Here is a 19268-nt window from a genome sequence, read left to right as displayed (position 1 = left end):
CGAAAGCCGCCTAGACTTGCAGTACCCTTCTCCGACAAGGCTGTCGCCATGATCTCGATGTCATCCTTCCACTCCATGCTGATCCCGATTCTTTCCGGGATGATCATGCTGGCCATCGGCTTCAACTTTCGCGACAAGAACGTTGGTGTGTTCGCGATGTGGGTGGGCATGCTGATGATCCTCGCCACCGTGATCTACAAGATCCTCGCCAAACTCAACGAATAAATCCTTGTGCCTGGCTCGCATTGATTTTGACGGGCTCGTACACTCGGCCGATTCGTTCATCCGAGGTTGACCGTGTTCGCTCGTCTTTTTGCCCGCGACGCCGCGGATGAGTGTGCGCGTCACCAAGGAATAAAGCCCCTTTAGGAGCGCAATGCTGTTCACTTAAGCAATTTCAGCCGCGACGCATTTTTTGTAGCAGCTGCCGAAGGCTGCGTTCGGCTGCGCAGCAGTCGTGAGTCCGGCTGCCGTGGGGTATCTGAGGCACCGCAATCACTGATTATACGACTGCTTCGCAGCCGAACGCAGGCTTCGCCAGCTGCTATGTATGGACTCGCCCCCACTGTCTACCCGCTTTTGAAAAAACCGTCGCCCTGTTGCATCTATGTATTAGGCCTATTCGTGGAAGCCGTCTTCGGCTTCTGGCCAAAATTGGAAAAGCTCGTGGTATGCCGATTACAGTCAGGCCTCGAAGGCCAGTAGCAGCTTAGGCATCAATCCACGCCGGTCTTACCTGGGGTCAATTTTTCTTCAGCAAAGGGTCGGACAGTCAGTACCTCGGTGGCAGAACTCTGTCGCTCAGTGGCTCATCGTCGCTTGCTGGCCATCACCAGCGTGGCGACGATAAGTCTGGTCACTCTGTAGAAGCACCCAGACGATTCGCAGGTTGCGGTTGGCTAGCCTGATCGCAGCCTCCTTACGACCCAGCCGGCTCATCCAGCGCAACAAGCGGCGGTCATCGGGTTGCTGGGAATCAGGTCGTAGTTGTTGCAGCACCGCATGGGCTCCCTGGATCATCAGGCTGCGTAAATAAACATCACCTCGCTTGGTCATGTCCCCCAGCCGGACCGTCTGCCCGCTGCTGTGCTGGTCAGGCACCATGCCAAAGTACGCGGCAAACTTGCGGGCATTGGGAAATCGCTCAGGCTTGGTTTCCTTGGCCACCAGTGCCGTGGCAGTGACTGGGCCGATGCCGCGCACAGTCATCAGTCGCTTCGCCGTCATGTCGGCGCTGGCGGCCACTTCCAGGCGCCCCGTCAGCACGCTGATGCGTTCGCCCAAATGGCGCCACTCGGCCAACAGTTCGTCGATCAGTTCACGCAGCAGGCCCGGCACCGGCTGGGTGGCATCTTCCAGTACCCGCGGAATTTTCTGGCTGATCGCAACATCGCCCTGCGCCAAGGCCACGCCGTGCTCGAGCAGCAGGCCGCGCATCTGATTACTCACCGCCGTGCGTCGACGCACATAGCCTTGGCGGGCGCGATGCAACGCCTGCATTGCCAGCGCCGCAACGCTTTTGACCGGCACTGCGTAGATCTTTTCATCGCGACCAGCCCGCAGAATCGCCAGCGCATCGTTGCGATCATTTTTAGGCCCGCTGCGATGTGTGGCCACCAAACCGGCTGGAAGAATCCGCGCCAGATTGCCTTGGTCTTGCAACTGCCGGGCCCAAGCTTGAGCACCCGGACCGGTCTCCATCAGAACCACGACATGAGGCGGCAACTGGCGGAGAAACTCATAAAACGCCTCGCGCGACTTGATCCGCTGCTCGTAGTGCACCTGGCCGAGGACGTCTTCACCGGCGACCTGAAAGACCTGCTTGGCCAGATCGACCGCCACGGTTGTGCAGGCCGACAAATCGGAAGAAGACAGGGATTGATCAATCGAAGTATGCTTTTTCATGGACTCGCCCTCGCTGTCGTTGGCTGATTAGACTGCCACCGTGGCGCATTGACGCCTCGGCTTGGGCGAGTCCATCCAATTACAGTGGGGAATCATATAGGCAAGTGATGTGCGGTTGAATGTGTGTTCTACACCACATCCACCCCGACATGAATCGCATCATGGCGCCAGAATTCCAAATCACAATCGATCAGTCGTTGATGCTGATCGTAATTGACCCGGGCAATCCGCAACCCCGGGCTGCCCACCGACACCCGTAAAGCCGCCGCCGCGTCCACCGACAACGCCGTCGGCACAATCTCGAAACGCACCCGCCCGTAATGCAAGTCGTAATGCCGCGCATACAGTTCGGTCATCGACTGATTCAAATCGAAATCGAGAATCCCAGGAAAATACTGCGGGTTCAGGTAGTGCTCCACATACAGCACCAATCGCCCGTCAATCCGCCTTGAGCGGCAGATCTGGATCACGCTCGACAGCGCCGGCAATTGCAACCCGGCACACACCGCCGCCGACGCTGGCTGCAACCGCGCCGAAATCACCTCGGTAGACGGCACTCGCCCCTGCGCACTGACCATCGCGTGAAAGTGACTGCGCTGCATAAGGTTATAAGCCAGTCGCGGTGGCGACACGAACCAGCCGCGTCGCTCCTCGCGATAAATCTGACCTTGGGCTTCCAGTTGCAATAACGCCTCACGCACGGTGATCCGCGTGGTACCGAACAACTCACTGAGCTTGCGCTCTGCCGGCAACTTGCTCCCGGGCGCCAACAGGCCGTGGTCGAGCTGTTCCTGCAGAACCTGCCCGATGGCTGTCACCGCTTTGGTGGTCTCGATGCGCATCAACGTTACCTATCTGGACTAGACCAGCACTGATTCAGGGCAGAACCGTGATTCAAATCGGTTCCTTCAACTGCCTGCAAGCCTAGGCACTGCACATGACTGACAGATGACAAAGCCGCCGAACGGTTGCGCCAGACACCTGCAATTTTATGGCCAAGTCCCTTTCATATCAGCTCTTTAGCCATGGTCTACGCTTATCTCGCACCCCGCGTATCCGAGCGCAGAAAATTCAGGCAGACCGGTCGTCGACATCAAAATGTCATCCAACCCGCCTAAATTGGCTCAGGTATTGCTGACCTAGACCAACACAACCGCAATCGCAGCGTTGAAAACGCCCAAAGGAGCTTCGGATGAAACAGTTTTTCCTGGCATCACTGTTAGGCTCGACCATTGCCCTGTGCACCACCGCCATGGCGGCGGATGATCTGAAAACCCTGGAAGCCGCTGCGAAAGCGGAAGGCGCAGTCAACAGCGTCGGCATGCCCGATGACTGGGCCAACTGGAAAGGCACCTGGGAAGATCTGGCCAAGAAATACGGCCTGAAACACATCGACACCGACATGAGCTCGGCCCAGGAAATCGCCAAGTTCGCCGCCGAAAAAGACAACGCCAGCGCCGACATCGGTGACGTCGGTGCCGCCTTCGGCCCGATCGCGGTCAAGCAAGGCGTGGTGCAGCCTTATAAGTCAACTACCTGGGAACAGATTCCGGATTGGGCCAAAGACAAGGACGGTAACTGGGCACTGGCTTACACCGGCAGCATTGCGTTTATCATCAACAAGAAACTGCTGCACGGGTCCGAGGCGCCGACCAAATGGGCCGACCTCAAGACTGGCAAGTACAAAGTCTCTATCGGTGACGTCAGTACCGCGGCCCAGGCGGCCAACGGTGTACTGGCCGCCGCCCTCGCCAACGGTGGTGACGAGAAAAACATTCAGCCAGCCCTGTTGCTGTTCGCTGACATTGCCAAGCAAGGCCGCCTGTCCATGGCCAACCCGACGATCGCCACCATGGAAAAGGGTGAAATCGAAGTCGGCGTGGTCTGGGACTTCAACGGTCTGAGCTACAAGGCCAAGATGGCGAATCCGGATGACTACATCGTGCTGATTCCGTCCGATGGCTCGGTGATTTCCGGTTACACCACCATCATCAACAAATACGCCAAGAACCCGAACGCCGCCAAGCTGACCCGCGAATACATCTTCAGCGATGCCGGCCAAATCAACCTGGCGAAAGGCAACGCCCGTCCGATCCGCGCCGAGCACATCAAACTGCCGGAAGAAGTGAAGGCCAAACTGCTGCCGAATGAGCAGTACAAAAAGGTCACGCCGATCAAAGACGCCGACGCATGGGAAAAGACCTCCAAGTCGCTGCCGCAGAAGTGGCAGGAAGAAGTCATCATCAATATGCCGTAAGGCGGTAGATCCCCGTTCGGGGATCTGATGGAGATCCAATGTAGGAGCGAGGCTTGCCCGCGAAGAGGGACTGACATTCAACATTGATGTTGGCTGACAGTTCGCCTTCGCGAGCAAGCTTCGCTCCTACAGGTTTGACGATATTCACTGTTTTTGCGGAGTCCCAGCCCCTATGAAGCACAACGTCATCCTTGTCGTGCTCGACGGCCTCAATTACGAAGTCGCGCGCCACGCCATGGGGCATCTGCAGGCTTACGTTGGCGCAGGACGCGCGGCACTCTACAAGCTGGAGTGCGAACTGCCGGCCCTGTCCCGACCACTTTACGAATGCATCCTGACCGGCGTTACGCCGATCGACAGCGGCATCGTTCACAACAACGTCTCGCGCCTGTCCAACCAGCGCAGCATCTACCATTATGCCACCGACGCCGGCCTGAAAACCGCAGCCGCGGCCTATCACTGGGTCAGCGAGTTGTATAACCGTTCGCCGTTCGTGGCCGCCCGGGATCGTCATACCGACGACCCCAAACTGCCGATCCAGCATGGTCATTTCTACTGGAACGACCATTACCCCGACTCGCACCTGTTCGCCGACGCGGAAAACTTGCGCCTGCGCCACGCGCCGAACTTTTTATTGGTCCACCCCATGAACATCGACGACGCCGGGCACAAGCACGGCCTCGACACCTCGCAGTACCGCAACAGCGCCCGTTCGGCTGACATCATCCTCGCCGATTACCTGCAAGGCTGGCTCGACGCCGGTTATCAGGTGCTGGTGACGGCTGACCACGGCATGAACAACGACCGCTCGCACAATGGCCTGCTGCCCGAAGAACGTGAAGTGCCGCTGTTCGTCCTCGGCGATGGCTTCAGCTTCAACAAAAACGCCGCACCGAAACAGACCGAAATCTGCGGCACCGTCTGCGAACTGCTGGGCGTGCCCCACGACAAACCTGTGTGCCGGGAGCTGCTCAAGTGAACGCCATGACCCGCGGTAAATGGCTGGCCGCTCTGTGCCTGGTGCCCTTCGCGATTTTCTTCTTCGTGTTCCAGATCGCCCCGCTGCTCTGGGTAATGATCAACAGCCTGGAATCGGAAGAGTTCGGCTGGGGCCTGGCCAACTTCAGCAAAATCTTCAACTCGAAGTTCTATCTGCAGGCAATCCAGCACAGCCTCGAGATCAGTTTCTGGTCCAGCGTGTTCGGCATCATCATCGCCGTACTCGGCGCCTATTCCCTGCGCCGGGTCGACTCGAAACTGCGCAACTTCGTCAACGCCTTCGCCAACATGACCAGCAACTTCGCCGGCGTGCCCCTGGCCTTCGCGTTCATCATTTTGCTGGGGTTCAACGGCACCTTCACCATCATGCTCAAACAGGCCGGGATCATTCAGGATTTCAACCTGTACTCGAAAACCGGGCTGATCATTCTCTACACCTACTTCCAGATCCCCTTGGGCGTGCTGCTGCTCTACCCGGCTTTCGACGCCTTGCGCGAAGACTGGCGTGAGTCCGCCGAATTGCTCGGCGCCAATGGCTGGCAGTTCTGGCGGCACATCGGTTTGCCGGTGTTGACCCCGGCGCTGCTCGGCACTTTTGTAATCCTGCTGGCCAACGCCCTCGGCGCGTATGCCACGGTCTACGCCCTGACCACCGGCAACTTCAACGTATTGCCGATCCGCATTGCGGCAATGGTTTCCGGCGACATTTCCCTCGACCCTAACCTGGCCAGCGCCTTGGCCGTGGTGCTGGTGGCGTTGATGACCCTGGTGACCATCGTGCATCAGCTGCTGTTGAAGAGGAGCTACCATGTCTCGCGCTGAACTGGGCCCCGTCGGTGTCTATCACCGCGTCGTGGTGTATTTGCTGTTTGCGATTCTGTTGTTGCCGTTGCTCGGAACACTGATCTACTCGATTTCCAGCAGTTGGTCTGCGACGATCATGCCCAGCGGTTTTACCTTCAAGTGGTACATCCAGCTGTGGAGCGATCCGCGCTTTCTCAACGCATTCGGTCAATCGTTACTGGTCTGCGTCGGCTCGCTGATTCTGTCGGTGGTGCTGATTCTGCCGCTGCTGTTCGTGGTGCATTACCACTTCCCGAAACTCGACGCGCTGATGAACATCCTGATCCTGCTGCCCTTCGCGGTGCCGCCGGTGGTGTCGTCAGTGGGGCTGTTGCAGCTCTACGGTTCGGGGCCGTTCGCGATGGTCGGCACGCCGTGGATTCTGATCGGTTGCTACTTCACCGTGGCGCTGCCGTTCATGTACCGGGCGATCACCAACAACCTGCAAGCGATCAACCTGCGCGACCTGATGGACTCCGCGCAACTGCTCGGCGCCAGCACTTGGCAAGCGGCATTCCTGGTGGTGCTGCCGAACCTGCGCAAGGGTTTGATGGTGGCATTGCTGCTGTCGTTCTCGTTCCTGTTCGGTGAGTTTGTGTTCGCCAATATTCTGGTCGGCACCCGCTACGAAACCCTGCAGGTCTACCTCAACAACATGCGTAACAGCAGCGGCCACTTCACCAGTGCGCTGGTGATCTCCTACTTCTTCTTTGTGCTGGTTCTGACCTGGGCGGCCAATATCTTGAACAGGGACAAAAGCGAATGAGCTACGTCAGCGTCCAACATCTTCAAAAGAGCTACTCTCAAATAGGGCAGTCCGGCACCCCGGTATTCAGCGACATCAACTGTGAAATCAAGAAAGGTGAATTTGTCACCCTTCTCGGTCCGTCCGGTTGCGGTAAGTCCACCCTGCTGCGTTGCATCGCCGGCCTGACCTCGGTGGACGGCGGCAAGATTCTGCTGGAGGGTCAGGACCTCGTCCCGCTGAGCCCGCAAAAACGCGGGATCGGCATGGTGTTCCAGAGTTATGCGCTGTTCCCGAACATGACCGTGGAGCAGAACGTCGCCTTCGGTTTGCGCATGCAGAAGGTCAACGCCGACGACAGCCACAAGCGCGTTGCCGAAGTGCTGGCACTGGTGGAACTCAAGGACTTCGCCGCCCGTTACCCGCATCAATTGTCTGGCGGCCAATGCCAGCGTGTCGCTCTGGCTCGCTCGCTGGTGACCCGGCCTCGGTTGTTGTTGCTGGATGAGCCGCTGTCGGCGTTGGATGCGCGGATTCGCAAGCACCTGCGCGAACAGATCCGTCAGATCCAGCGCGAACTCGGCCTGACCACGATCTTCGTCACTCACGATCAGGAAGAAGCTCTGACCATGTCTGATCGAATCTTCCTGATGAACGAGGGAAAGATCGTACAGAGCGGCGATGCCGAAACCCTTTACACTGCGCCGGTCGATGTTTTTGCCGCAGGCTTCATCGGCAACTACAACCTGCTGGACGCCGACAGCGCCAGCAAACTGCTGCAACGACCGATCACCCATCGCCTCGCCATTCGCCCGGAAGCCATCGAGCTAAGCCTCAACGGCGAACTCGACGCGCAGGTTCGCAGCCACAGCCTGTTGGGCAACGTGATTCGCTACCGGGTCGAAGCCCGGGGTGTGGAATTGGTGGTGGATGTGCTGAACCGTTCGGCGGCCGACCTGCATCCCGATGGTCAGCGCCTGGCGCTTTCCATCGATCCGACGGCCCTGTGTGAGGTAGCCTGATGACTTTGCTGATGTTGAAGAGAGAACTGCACTGATGGCCCTGGCAATTTTTGATCTGGACGAAACCCTGATCCACGGCGACTGCGCCACCCTCTGGAGCGAGCAAATGGGCCGCCTGGGTTGGGTCGATCCCGAGTCGTTCATGCGTCAGAACAACGAACTGATGGATGCTTACAGCCACGGCAAGTTGCGCATGGAAGAGTACATGGACTTCAGCCTGGAACCGATGATCGGTCGCACACCGGAGGAGGTCGAGCACTTGGTGGGGCCTTGGGTGGAAGATTTTATCGAGCCGATCATCTTCAGCGACGCCACCAAAGCCATCGCCGCCCACCGCAAGGCCGGCGACCGGATTCTGGTGATCTCGGCTTCGGGCACACATTTGGTCAAGCCTATTGCCGACCGCCTGGGCATCGACGAGATTCTCGGGATCGAGCTGGAAGTGGCGCACGGGGTGTACAGCGGCAATACCCTTGGCACGTTGACCTACCGCGAGGGCAAGATCACCCGGTTGCTGGAATGGCTGGATGCCGAAGAGGAAAATCTGGAAGGCGCGAGTTTTTATTCCGACTCTCGCAACGATTTGCCGCTGCTGCTGAAGGTGGATTTCCCACACGTGGTGAATCCGGATCCGGTGCTGCTTGAGCATGCCGAAAAGGCCGGTTGGCCGATCCACATCTGGAAGTAACCCCGCCCCTGTGGGAGCGAGCCTGCTCGCGATGAACGATAACGCGGTCCTGCAGATGAACCGCGTCGCCTGAATCGCGAGCAGGCTCGCTCCCACAGGTTCGGTGCCTTGTCGTCAGGTCAGGCTTTCATCGATCACCAACACCAGTTTCCCCGACACCTTATTAGTCGCCAGTTCCGCAAACGCCGCTTCGGCATCCTTGATCCCAAATGTCTTGGCCAGTTGCGGGCTCAAACGCCCTTCGGCAAACAGCGGCCAGACATGCTGGCCAAGATCGCTGAACAAATCGGCCTTGAACTGCTCGTCGCGACTACGCAGGGTCGACCCCAGCAGCTGCACACGCTTGGCCAATACCTGGGCCAAGTCCAACTGCGCCTCACGACCGCCCATCAAACCGATCAGCACCCAACGACCATCGCGAGCCAGCAGCTTGAGGTTCAACGCCGCGTAATTGCCACCCACCGGGTCGAGAATCACGTCGAACGGCGCAAGATCGTTCAAGCTATCCAGATCACCGTTGCGCACCACTCCACCCTGCGCGCCCAACGCTTCACAGTAGGCCAGACGCTCGGCAGAGCCGACGCTGACCCAGCACGGGTTACCAAACGCCTTGCACAGCTGAATGGCAGCTGAACCGATTCCACTGGCTCCGGCGTGCAGGAGAACTTTCTCACCCGGTTTGAGCGCAGCCAGTTGAAACAAATTCAGCCAAACGGTCGCATACACTTCCGGCAACGCTGCCGCCTCGGCCAGGGACAAACCTTCGGGAACCGGCAGCACATGCCGTCCGTCGACAACTACCTCTTCGGCCATCCCACCCCCGGCCAGCAAGGCGCAAACCCGATCGCCGACCTTCCAGGAAGAGCCCGGACCGACCTCGCTGATCACCCCCGAACACTCAAGACCCAGTACTTGACTGGCCCCCGGCGGTGGCGGATATAGCCCCGCCTTCTGTAACAAATCGGCGCGATTGAGTCCTGCTGCCGCCACCCGGATGCGAACTTGTCCTACATCGCACGTAGGACTCGGCTCTTCAACCCACTCCACTCGCCCCTCAACGCCTTGCAATGCTTTCACAGTGCCTCCATAGTGAGTCTGGACTGAGCCCGAAGCTGTTGCGCCGGGCTTTTTGCATTATGCGACCGGTCCTTGTGGATCCGGCGACTTCAAAGACGGCCTAATATGCGTTATCAATTGTCACCGCGTCGAATCAGCATGAAGCATCTGCTCCCCAGCACCGCCCTCGCTCTTGTCCTTGGTCTCGGTCTTTTGCCGATGTCGAGCAATTCGTTCGCAGCCAACAGCTGGGACAAGCTTCAGCCCGATCGTGACGAAGTAATCGCCAGTCTGAACGTCGTCGAATTGCTCAAGCGTCACCATTACAGCAAGCCACCGCTCGACGATGCACGCTCCGTGATCATCTATGACAGCTATATCAAGCTGCTGGACCCATCGCGCAGCTACTTCATGGCCAGCGATATTGCCGAATTCGACAAATGGAAAACCCAGTTTGACGACTTCCTCAAAAGCGGCGACCTGAACGCCGGGTTCACCATCTACAAGCGCTACCTGGACCGCGTCAAGTCGCGTCTGGACTTTGCCCTTGCCGAGCTGAACAAGGGCGTCGACAAGATCGACTTCACCGCCAAGGAAACCTTGCTGGTCGATCGCAAGGATGCCCCTTGGCTCAAGACTACCGCCGAGCTGGACGACCTGTGGCGCAAACGCGTCAAGGACGAAGTGCTGCGGATGAAGATCTCCGGCAAAGAGTCCAAGCAGATTCAGGAAACCCTGACCAAGCGTTACAAGAATCAGCTGGCGCGTCTGGACCAGACCCGTGCAGAAGATATCTTCCAGGCGTACATCAACACCTTCGCCATGTCCTACGACCCGCACACCAATTATCTGTCGCCGGATAATGCGGAAAACTTCGACATCAACATGAGTTTGTCCCTCGAGGGCATCGGTGCCGTGCTGCAGAGCGATAACGATCAAGTGAAAGTCGTGCGCCTGGTGCCTGCCGGCCCGGCCGACAAGACCAAGCAGGTTGCACCGGCCGACAAGATCATCGGCGTGGCCCAGGGCAACAAAGAGATGGTCGACGTGGTCGGCTGGCGCCTGGACGAAGTGGTCAAACTGATTCGTGGCCCGAAAGGCACCGTGGTGCGCCTGGAAGTGATTCCGGCCAGCAATGCGCCGAACGACCAGACCACCAAGATCGTGCCAATCACCCGCGAAGCGGTGAAGCTCGAAGACCAGGCGGTGAAGAAGTCGGTCCTCAACCTCAAGCAGGATGGCAAGGACTACAAGCTCGGCGTCATCGAGATCCCGGCCTTCTACCTGGACTTCAAGGCCTTCCGTGCCGGCGATCCGGACTACAAGAGCACCACCCGCGACGTCAAGAAGCTGCTGACCGAGCTGCAGAAAGACAAGGTCGACGGCGTGGTCATCGACCTGCGCAACAACGGCGGCGGTTCCTTGCAGGAAGCCACCGAGCTGACCAGTCTGTTCATCGACAAGGGTCCGACCGTACTGGTGCGTAACGCCGACGGCCGGGTCGATGTACTGGAAGATGAAAACCCGGGCGCATTCTACAAAGGCCCGATGGCGTTGCTGGTCAACCGTTTGTCCGCCTCGGCTTCGGAGATCTTCGCCGGTGCCATGCAGGACTACCACCGCGCGCTGATTATCGGCGGCCAGACCTTCGGCAAAGGCACCGTGCAGACCATTCAGCCGCTGAACCATGGCGAACTGAAACTGACCCTGGCCAAGTTCTACCGGGTTTCCGGTCAGAGCACCCAGCACCAGGGCGTGCTGCCGGATATCGATTACCCGTCGATTATCGACACCAAGGAAATCGGCGAAAGCGCCCTGCCGGAAGCCATGCCGTGGGACACCATTCGTGCGGCCATCAAGCCTGCGCTTGACCCGTTCAAACCGTACATCACGCAGCTCAAGTCCGAGCATGACGTGCGCACGGCCAAGGACGCGGAGTTTGTGTTCATCCGCGACAAACTGGCCCTGGCGCAGAAGTTGATGAGCGAAAAAACCGTCAGCCTCAATGAAGCCGACCGTCGCGCACAACACGCCGATATCGAAGCCAAGCAACTGGCCATGGAAAACATCCGTCGCAAGGCCAAGGGCGAAGAGCCGCTCAAAGAACTGAAGAAAGAAGACGAAGATGCCCTCGCGGCCGAGCAGGACAAGACCAAGCCAGAAGACGATGCTTATCTGAGCGAGACAGGGCGGATTCTGCTGGATTACTTGAAACTCAATACCGCGGTTGCCAAGCACTAAGTTGTTACAAGCAAGATGATGGCAATTTAATGCTGACGCTCCCCGGAGCGTCATCAAAGAGTCATCATTCTGTCGTGAAATACAGGACTGGGCGTGCTCTTTAACGAGAACACGCCCAGTCCTTTTTTTATCGCCAGAGAACGCCATGACCACGACCGAACAGCTGAGTGCCTTGAGCTCAATACTGACTCAAAGCGGTTTGCACAGTCTGTTCCAGCCGATCATTTCCCTCTCTGAACGACGCATCATCGGTTACGAAGCCCTCAGCCGTGGCCCCTCCAACAGTCCGCTGCACTCCCCCATCGCCCTGTTCGCGGTAGCGCGCCAGGCCGGTCGCCTCAGCGAGCTGGAAATCGCTTGCCGTCAAAGTGCTTGCCGTCGTTTCAATGAACAGCAACTGCCCGGCAAACTCTTCCTCAATGTATCCCCGGAATCCCTGCTCGAAGCCGCCCACCAACCCGGACGCACCCTGCAACTGCTGCAGGATTTCGGCATACCGCCGAGCCAGGTGGTGATCGAACTCACCGAACAGACCCCGACCGACGATTTCCAGTTGCTGCAAACCGCTCTGCATCACTATCGGGCAATGGGCTTTTCCATTGCGCTGGATGATCTGGGGGCGGGTTACTCGAGCTTGCGGCTCTGGTCTGAATTGCGCCCGGATTACGTCAAGATCGACCGGCACTTTATCGACGGCATTCACCAGGACGCGCTCAAGCGTGAGTTTGTCGGCTCGATCCTGCAGATCGCCAAGGCTTCCCGGGCAAAAGTGATCGCCGAAGGCATCGAATTGCCGGAAGAACTCGCCGTGCTGACCGAAATGGGCGTCGATCTGCTGCAAGGTTATCTGCTCTGCCGGCCTCAGGAGCATCCGCCCCGCGATGCCCGAACTTTTATACCCAAACCAAACAGCGTCGCCGCGATACTGAACGAAGAAGTCAGTGACCTCAGCGCCCTGCTCAACGACCAACCGGCGGTGGCCAGCGACACCCCCACCGCCACCGTACTGGAAGCCTTCCGTCGCCAGGCCAACCTGAACTCCCTGGCGGTGCTCGACGAACAGGGCCAGCCCTGCGGCATCGTTCACCGTCATTCGCTCTCGGACGCCCTGCTCAAGCCCTTTGCCACCGACCTGTTCGCCCGCAAACCCATCAGCCGCTTGATGAGCGACGACTTCCTCGCCGTGGAGCTGAGCCAGTCGCTGCAACAGGTCAGCCGCCTGATCACCAGCCGCGCCCGCCAGCGCATTGAAGAGGACTTCATCATCACCCTCAACGGCGGTTATCTGGGACTGGGTCGAGTGATCGACGTGCTCAAGCTGATTACCGAACTGAAAATCCAGCAAGCACGCTACGCCAACCCCCTGACCCTGCTACCGGGCAACGTACCGATCCAGCAATGCCTGACACGCCTGCTGCAACAGGAACGGGAATCGGTGATCTGCTACGTGGACATCGACAGCTTCAAACCCTTCAACGACATCTACGGCTACGGTCGCGGGGATGAAGTCCTACTGTGCCTGGCGCAATGCCTGAACGACCGCGTCGACCCATCCCGCGACTTCGTCGGCCATATCGGCGGCGACGACTTCCTGCTGGTCCTCGGCCCGGAAGACTGGCGCAAACGCCTGAATCAACTGCTGGACGACTTCCACAGCCAATGCCGACGCTTTTACCGCAGCGAACACCTGGAAGCCGGCTGCTTCATCGCCCCCAACCGCCAGGGCGTAAGACAGGAATTTCCACTGCTGTCCCTGTCCATCGGAGTGGTGCATTTGCATCCACAGGCCTGCGGACAACTCGATGCGAGCCAATTGGCGGAAATGGCATCACAGGCCAAACACCACGCGAAGAATGTGCCGGGGTATAGCGTGCATGTGATTGATAGCCTGGCGGTGCCAGTCGTCGAAGAGGCACTGATCTCAGGTCATCGGTGATCTTTTGATCTTGCTCTTGTGGCGAGGGAGCTTGCTCCCGTTCGACTGCGCAGCAGTCGCCAAACCAAACACTGCGGTATGCCTGAAAAAACCGGATGTCAGGTTTTGGGGCCGCTGCGCAGCCCAGCGGGAGCAAGCTCCCTCGCCACAAAAAGCCGCGTGGCGCTACTCCTAAGGCCGAGCCCGCAACCGCCGCCCAATCACATCCAGCACATCGCAGCCATCGCGCAGAGGAATGGCGCAGAGCAAGGCGGTAATCGCTGTCATTGTTTGATTCCTAACGTATGGATTGGAGCCGCCAGAAATCACTTCCACGCAATAGGTGGCGGCTGTACGCAGGTGTGGAAGACCAGGACGTTAGGCACCCGGCGCACTCGAAAGCGCCCCGCGCACAGCCACCATAAAACACAGACGATAAAAAACGCCGAACTGGTGGCGCTTGATGCGCCTAACGATAGAAGGGCTTCCACGCCCTGTCACTGAATTTGCAGTGACAGGCCAAGACTATCGATGAAGAGCATCGCATACCAGTTCATGCAAACCGCACAACTTGAAGGAAATCTCCGACGACGTTGTCCGGAAACTTCACAACCATTTGTCATCAAGGATGATCAAGTCGACTAGCCAATCTGTCAGCGATATGGCGTAACCATACTTCCCCTGACTCCCATTCGTGCCAGTAACAGTAACAACAGCCCATGTTTTTAAGCAGAAACTCTCTCAACTCAAGCTCAGCCATATGCATCTCAAGCAGAGCAGCAATTTCATTTTTCACTCTAAAAATTGTCTCAACTGTTGAGTCAGATAAGAAAGACCTAACAACATCATCAGCAATGTCGGACTCACACATCCAGTCCTCATTAAAATAGGCCCCCAAGAACTGATAAAGCTGCGAAAACGAATTATCGATCACTTGCATACCCCGTTAATATGATGTAGCCAGACGGCGAGTTTGTCGTTCTCTGAAGTATTAATTTTACAACGGATAACGGTTCAAGTTTTCCACTGTGACGAACAACTCCAATCCCTGCCGGTGCCGACATTGGTTGTGTAATAACGAGTTTGCGTGTCTTTCCTTTCATAAACTCATCAATTAATTTTTTGTTTTCATTCATGACGTTTGAAACTGTGGCCTCTGCGACAGTCCGATTAGGAAACGTCGATGCGATTGGAATATGAGGCTCTGCTTTGAGCCTGTCTCGCAACTGTGCTTCGGTCCGATCAATATGTTTCGCAATAAGATGTCCACCTTGAGCCTCATGCGCAGCCAAACCTCCGCCTGGAACAATTTCGCTGAACGGCCCATCAGCCTCTATATCTCCGGGGCACGGTAGACATGCCAACCCCAACGGATCAACCCACCCCGTCGGATTCGGCGTGTACTGGTACTGGTTCAGCCCACCCGCCAACTTGATCGGGTCCGGCGTCAGGTACCACCCGACATCCGGATTGTAGTAGCGATGCCGGTTGTAGTGCAGACCGCTCTCGGCATCGAAGTACTGCCCCTGAAACCGCAACGGTTGCTCAAGTTGCTCGCCCCCGCCCAACGCCAGGTGCGTGACTTTGCCGTAAGCGTTGTACTTAGCCGACCAGACAATCTCACCACCAAAATCGGTCAGTTCCTGCGGCGTACCGAGGTGATCGAGTTGGTAGTAAAACGGGCAGGCCTTTTTCGGGCCTTTGCCGTCGAGCATCGCCAGTGGACGGAAGCTACCCGGCTCGTAGAGGTAGCTGCGGTAATGCTCTTTGCTGCTTTCAGCGACGAGGTTGTCGCCCTGCCAGAAAAATTCGGTGGTTTTACCGTCGACGGTTTTGGCGATGCGACGGCCGAAGGCGTCGTAGCGGTAACTGGCGCAACGACCGTCCGGAGTGGTGACGCCGACCAGTCGGTGCTGACAGTCATAGCGGTACTCGGTGACCAGTTTCTGCGCGGTGCCGCGGCGTTCGCGGAGCAGGTTGCCGAAGGCGTCGTAGTCGTAATGACGGTCGCCGTGCATGAGCAGGCGATTACCGAGCACCTTCGCGGCTCCGGGGCGGTCCTGCATCAGCAGGTTGCCGGCCGGGTCGTGGGCGAAGCTTTCCGGTGGGTCGTCGCGGGTGTGGCGCACGCGAGTCAGGCGGTTGAGCGGGTCGTATTGGTAATTGCGTTGGCCGTGTAGGGTGTCGGCGATGTGGTCGAGGTTGCCGTTGAGGCTGTAGGCATAGTCGCGGCGAAAAAGTTTTTTTTGCTGTTGGCTGACGGCATGGGCCTTCAAACGGCCCTGGTCGTCGTAGGCGTATTCACTGAGCAGCAGGCCTTGCTGGCGGTTTTGTTCGCGACCGAAGGCAAATTGGTGAGTGGTGAGCCGCGCGCCGTTGAGGTCGATGGCGGTCAGCGCGCCCCCCTTGGCATGGTGGTAATCGAGTTTGCTGTTGTCCGGCAGGCGCAGACGGTTGAGCTGGCCACAGGCGTCGTAGGCATAACGCAACGTGCCCCAACCCTGATGCTCGATGATCAGGCGGTCCTGCTGGTCGTATTCGAATTCCAGCGGATGATCGTGGCCATCGTCGACGCTGGTCAGTCGGCCCAACGAGTCGTAGCGGTAGCCGACCTGGATGCCGTCGGGCAGGGTCTTGGTCAGCAACCGTCCGGCTGAGTCCCGCGCATAAGCCGTGATCAGCTGCGAGTCGTCGTCTCCGAACTCGGTTTTCTCCAGCAGGTGCCCATTGAGGTCATAGGCGTACGCGGTACGGCGGCCGTCGAAACCGGTTTCCTGTCGGATCAGGCCGTTGGGCGTGTAGTCCAGCCGATATTTCTCGCCGGATTCGTTTTCGATTTCCGTGAGCAGCAGCTGCGCGTTGTCGTAGCGGTAACGCAGTTGCGTGCCGTCTGGGTTGATCCGGCGGCTGACCAGGTGCAGGTCGTCGGCGTATTCGTAACGGGTGACGCGGCCCAGTTCATCGCGCTCGGCGGTGATCTGGCCGTAGGCGTTGTAGCTGAACCCGCGGCTGGCGCCGGTAGGCAACGTCGTCTGGAGCAGTCGGCCGACGGCGTCCCACTGGTAACGGGTGACGGCACCGTGTTCGTCCTGACGGGTAATCTGCCGCCCCAGCGCATCGTAGGAAAAGCGCCGCTGCCCACCGTCCGGCAAGGTCTCTTCGAGCAACTGCCCCAAGGCATTCCAGACGAACACCTGCCGACTGGTGTCCGGGTAGCGGATCGACAGCAAACGCCCCTGAGCGTCGTAGTGATAATGGGTGACCTGCCCGTCGGGATCGGTGGCTTCGGTGACGTCCCCCTGCGCATTGCGCTGATAGGTCCACACCGCTTTGCCGCGATAGCGCGCATGCAGGAAACCGTTGCGGTACTCGTAGGCCGTCGGCTCGTCTTCGGGTGGAATCAGCGCCACCAACCGCCCGACTTCGTCGTAGCGGTATTCAGTGACGGCCCCCAGCGGATCCTGCTCAGCAATCAACCGGCCCTGATCGTCATAGGCCTTGAGCTGTTCGCCACCATCCAGTTCGACCTTGCGCACCAGCCGCGCCCGATCATCGTGGACATAAACCTCTTGGCTGCCATCGATGTTCTGGACGGTGACGCTGCCCCGGTCATCCCAGACGTAGCGCGCACCCATCTGCGAAAACGACGCCCAGTGTCGGACGCATCGTGCCGCCTTGCCGGACCGCTCCCACTCCCAGAAGAAACTCGCGCCACCGGCCAATTGCCGCTGCAGGATCACGTGCCGGTCGTCGTAGTCGTAACGCTCGCTTTCCCCGGCGGCGTTGCTCGCTTCGATCAGTTGAGCGCGTTCGTCGTAGCGGTAACTGACCAGCGTTTGCTCGGTGTGCCAGGCCTCATCAAGGGTCTGCGCCGGGACAAAAACCTGATAGTCGACAGCGATCAGATGAGCGCGGTCATAGCGCAACAGCAAGGCACGGCCGGCGCCGTTGTCGAGGCGTTGGATGCGCTCCTGACGGTCGCGGCTGATGCGCAGGCGGTTGTCGTACGCGTCGCTGATCGCCGTCAGCCGACCGTTATGAAAGTGGTAAAAGCGCGTGTCGTCGCCGGCCTGGGCGAGGATCAGCTCCTCGGGATCATCGCCGAGATAAATCGCGGCGCGAGAGAGGCTGTTGTGGATCGCCGGGCGTTCGTGGTTCGGCAGCGGGAAGGGGGTGCGACGGTTTTCGTGGTCGATCCAGAGGACGGTGTCGCCATCGATTTCCAGTCGATGGGCGAGCGAATGACTCCAGCCGAAGCCCAGGCCGCAATCGATCTCGGCGGCGCTGGTGCGGTAGAGCCGGGTGAAGTCGAACGGCAGGATTCCGTCCAGCGAACCGTCGGTGAGGGTCAGCAGTTCTTCGCCGGTGACCATCGACACCGGGCATTTGTTGGTGGCGGTTTTATCGGCGGAGTCAGCACTGTCGCCGTTGGGGTTTGTCGCCTGTTTCGAGACGTCGTCGTGAGGTTCGTCTTTTTTCAATGTCGTATTGCGCCGGGCATCCCAACGCAGTTGCATGCGACCCTTTTTTAGTCCCGCCGCAACACCGCGCGCGGCGACTTTCTTATAGCGGTCGACGTAGCCCATAAAGCTATCGATGATCGTGAAGATCGCTTTGACGAAGCGCACCACGGCATTGATGATTCGCGCGCCGTAGTTGACCAGACGCATGCTCAGGTAGGCGATCCCGGCACCCGCCCCGGCGAACGTCAGGACAATCCCGATCAGAATGTCGATCAGCAATTGCACCACGCCCGCCGAGACTGCTTCAGCGGTTTTACCGGCAACCTCGCTGGGCGGTAGCATTTCCAGCCACAGGCTGGCCGTTCGCAGCAGCAAACACAGGGCCGCTTCGTCACTGGCCAGCAGCTGGATTTTTTGCATCACCTGCGGTGATTTTTCCGCCAGCTCGCGCAACTGATCGGCACCGCTGCCCAACCGCTTAGCGAACCGACCGGGATCCTTGAGGATGTCCGACAGCAGGCTGATGCTGTCCCACACACCCTCGATCGCCGCCCAACTCCCGGCCAACATCCCGTTGCCCACCGCCGCCAGCGACGCGGCCGCCGACTGCTGCGACCATTGCGGCTTGAACGTTTTCCATTCCTCACGCAGCCAGTTATCGAGCTCCGTGGTCAGGCCGTCATAGGAAGAAAAAAGCTCATTAACCTGCTCCGGCGTCACTTCGTTGTGAACGTGAACGCGGTAGAACTTGCCCTCTTCCCCTCGGAATGTTCCCTTGCCGTTTTTATCGAGCGTGACCGGCGTCGACTTACCGCCATCCATCGCGATCACATCGACCTGAATACTCCCCACTGGAATGTCATAAACCGATTCGAACTTGCTCTCGATTTCGAGCTTTCCACCTTGTGGGCACTGGACGACGGTGGAGATAAACTCGTCATCGCCGCTGCTGACAACGGTGCTGGAGTTTGCGAACCGGATGATCCGTTCCATGCCCATCAGCGACGGCAGATCCGCCACGTGGCTGACGTTGTCGGCGGCCCGGCTGAACCATTGCTTGAGCTGTTCGCGGTAGAGCGTCAGGGTGTCTGGGAAGCTGTCGAGTTCCTCCTCGATGCGGGTAACGTGCTCCAT

14 protein-coding genes and 1 pseudogene are annotated in these 19268 nt (G+C 58.7%); 9 read left to right on the top strand and 6 right to left on the bottom strand.

Features of this window, described 5'->3' with window-relative positions; translation table 11 throughout:
* The first annotated feature begins 48 nt into the window (after window positions 1-48).
* Window positions 49-225, top strand: coding sequence for a hypothetical protein (locus tag ACYZT2_RS10225; protein WP_167344810.1), 177 nt, complete (start codon window positions 49-51; stop codon window positions 223-225).
* A gap of 576 nt (window positions 226-801) precedes the next feature.
* Here the strand turns inward: ACYZT2_RS10225 and ACYZT2_RS10220 are convergent.
* Together ACYZT2_RS10220 and ACYZT2_RS10215 are read right to left on the bottom strand one after the other, a co-directional pair.
* Window positions 802-1860, bottom strand: a complete 1059-nt coding sequence (locus tag ACYZT2_RS10220) for an IS110 family RNA-guided transposase (protein WP_461973063.1) — start codon at window positions 1858-1860, stop codon at window positions 802-804.
* Between the two features lie 173 nt (window positions 1861-2033).
* Window positions 2034-2747 (bottom strand): UTRA domain-containing protein, encoded by a 714-nt coding sequence (locus ACYZT2_RS10215; protein ID WP_461971805.1) that lies wholly within the window; start codon window positions 2745-2747, stop codon window positions 2034-2036.
* A 350-nt stretch (window positions 2748-3097) separates the two neighbouring features.
* Here ACYZT2_RS10215 and ACYZT2_RS10210 point away from each other — a divergent pair, with 350 nt between their 5' ends.
* From ACYZT2_RS10210 to ACYZT2_RS10185, 6 genes are all read left to right on the top strand, one after another.
* Window positions 3098-4162, top strand: coding sequence for an ABC transporter substrate-binding protein (locus ACYZT2_RS10210; protein ID WP_461971803.1), 1065 nt, complete (start codon window positions 3098-3100; stop codon window positions 4160-4162).
* A 172-nt stretch (window positions 4163-4334) separates the two neighbouring features.
* A complete protein-coding gene (locus tag ACYZT2_RS10205) occupies window positions 4335-5141 on the top strand; it encodes an alkaline phosphatase family protein (protein ID WP_461971801.1) in 807 nt (268 codons plus the stop codon).
* Window positions 5142-5146: 5 nt separating this feature from the next.
* A complete protein-coding gene (locus ACYZT2_RS10200) occupies window positions 5147-5983 on the top strand; it encodes an ABC transporter permease (protein WP_195840091.1) in 837 nt (278 codons plus the stop codon).
* Window positions 5970-6770 (top strand): ABC transporter permease, encoded by an 801-nt coding sequence (locus tag ACYZT2_RS10195; protein WP_461971799.1) that lies wholly within the window; start codon window positions 5970-5972, stop codon window positions 6768-6770. The genes ACYZT2_RS10200 and ACYZT2_RS10195 overlap by 14 nt, the downstream gene beginning before the upstream one ends.
* A complete protein-coding gene (locus ACYZT2_RS10190; RefSeq protein ID WP_461971797.1) occupies window positions 6767-7771 on the top strand; it encodes an ABC transporter ATP-binding protein in 1005 nt (334 codons plus the stop codon). Before ACYZT2_RS10195 ends, ACYZT2_RS10190 begins: the two co-directional genes overlap by 4 nt.
* Before the next feature lie 34 nt (window positions 7772-7805).
* A complete protein-coding gene (locus tag ACYZT2_RS10185) occupies window positions 7806-8459 on the top strand; it encodes an HAD family hydrolase (protein WP_048394384.1) in 654 nt (217 codons plus the stop codon).
* A 114-nt stretch (window positions 8460-8573) separates the two neighbouring features.
* On the opposite strand, the gene ACYZT2_RS10180 is transcribed toward ACYZT2_RS10185, so the two are convergent.
* The gene (locus tag ACYZT2_RS10180) at window positions 8574-9536 is read right to left on the bottom strand and encodes a zinc-binding dehydrogenase (protein ID WP_461971795.1); all 963 of its coding nucleotides are present in this window, start codon (window positions 9534-9536) and stop codon (window positions 8574-8576) included.
* A 138-nt stretch (window positions 9537-9674) separates the two neighbouring features.
* Here ACYZT2_RS10180 and ACYZT2_RS10175 point away from each other — a divergent pair, with 138 nt between their 5' ends.
* On the top strand, window positions 9675-11756 hold the full coding sequence (locus tag ACYZT2_RS10175; protein ID WP_461971793.1) for a carboxy terminal-processing peptidase: 2082 nt from the start codon (window positions 9675-9677) through the stop codon (window positions 11754-11756).
* 145 nt (window positions 11757-11901) lie between these two features.
* Window positions 11902-13692: a bifunctional diguanylate cyclase/phosphodiesterase gene (locus ACYZT2_RS10170; RefSeq protein ID WP_461971791.1), complete on the top strand. Its 1791-nt coding sequence runs from the start codon at window positions 11902-11904 to the stop codon at window positions 13690-13692.
* Between the two features lie 171 nt (window positions 13693-13863).
* Here ACYZT2_RS10170 and ACYZT2_RS10165 read toward each other — a convergent pair.
* From ACYZT2_RS10165 to ACYZT2_RS10155, 3 genes and pseudogenes are all read right to left on the bottom strand, one after another.
* Window positions 13864-13944, bottom strand: a pseudogene (locus ACYZT2_RS10165) (short-chain dehydrogenase); the annotation flags it as partial.
* A 349-nt stretch (window positions 13945-14293) separates the two neighbouring features.
* The gene (locus ACYZT2_RS10160) at window positions 14294-14605 is read right to left on the bottom strand and encodes a contact-dependent growth inhibition system immunity protein (protein ID WP_461971789.1); all 312 of its coding nucleotides are present in this window, start codon (window positions 14603-14605) and stop codon (window positions 14294-14296) included.
* Window positions 14595-19268: an RNase A-like domain-containing protein gene (locus ACYZT2_RS10155; protein ID WP_461971787.1), complete on the bottom strand. Its 4674-nt coding sequence runs from the start codon at window positions 19266-19268 to the stop codon at window positions 14595-14597. The genes ACYZT2_RS10160 and ACYZT2_RS10155 overlap by 11 nt, the downstream gene beginning before the upstream one ends.

The organism is Pseudomonas sp. MDT1-85 (genome assembly GCF_054898065.1).
The sequence above is the reverse complement of the archived record's forward strand: the minus strand, read 5'-3'. Positions and strand labels throughout refer to the sequence as shown.

What these genes read in the sequence shown, in the direction of transcription:
- ACYZT2_RS10200 (WP_195840091.1), top strand. Translation starts at nt 5,147, where the DNA reads ATGACCCGCGGTAAATGGCTGGCCGCTCTGTGCCTGGTGCCCTTCGCG.
- ACYZT2_RS10185 (WP_048394384.1), top strand. Translation starts at nt 7,806, where the DNA reads ATGGCCCTGGCAATTTTTGATCTGGACGAAACCCTGATCCACGGCGAC.
- ACYZT2_RS10210 (WP_461971803.1), top strand. Translation starts at nt 3,098, where the DNA reads ATGAAACAGTTTTTCCTGGCATCACTGTTAGGCTCGACCATTGCCCTG.
- ACYZT2_RS10190 (WP_461971797.1), top strand. Translation starts at nt 6,767, where the DNA reads ATGAGCTACGTCAGCGTCCAACATCTTCAAAAGAGCTACTCTCAAATA.
- ACYZT2_RS10170 (WP_461971791.1), top strand. Translation starts at nt 11,902, where the DNA reads ATGACCACGACCGAACAGCTGAGTGCCTTGAGCTCAATACTGACTCAA.
- ACYZT2_RS10225 (WP_167344810.1), top strand. Translation starts at nt 49, where the DNA reads ATGATCTCGATGTCATCCTTCCACTCCATGCTGATCCCGATTCTTTCC.
- ACYZT2_RS10175 (WP_461971793.1), top strand. Translation starts at nt 9,675, where the DNA reads ATGAAGCATCTGCTCCCCAGCACCGCCCTCGCTCTTGTCCTTGGTCTC.
- ACYZT2_RS10215 (WP_461971805.1), bottom strand. Translation starts at nt 2,747, where the DNA reads ATGCGCATCGAGACCACCAAAGCGGTGACAGCCATCGGGCAGGTTCTG.
- ACYZT2_RS10205 (WP_461971801.1), top strand. Translation starts at nt 4,335, where the DNA reads ATGAAGCACAACGTCATCCTTGTCGTGCTCGACGGCCTCAATTACGAA.
- ACYZT2_RS10155 (WP_461971787.1), bottom strand. Translation starts at nt 19,268, where the DNA reads ATGGAGCACGTTACCCGCATCGAGGAGGAACTCGACAGCTTCCCAGAC.
- ACYZT2_RS10195 (WP_461971799.1), top strand. Translation starts at nt 5,970, where the DNA reads ATGTCTCGCGCTGAACTGGGCCCCGTCGGTGTCTATCACCGCGTCGTG.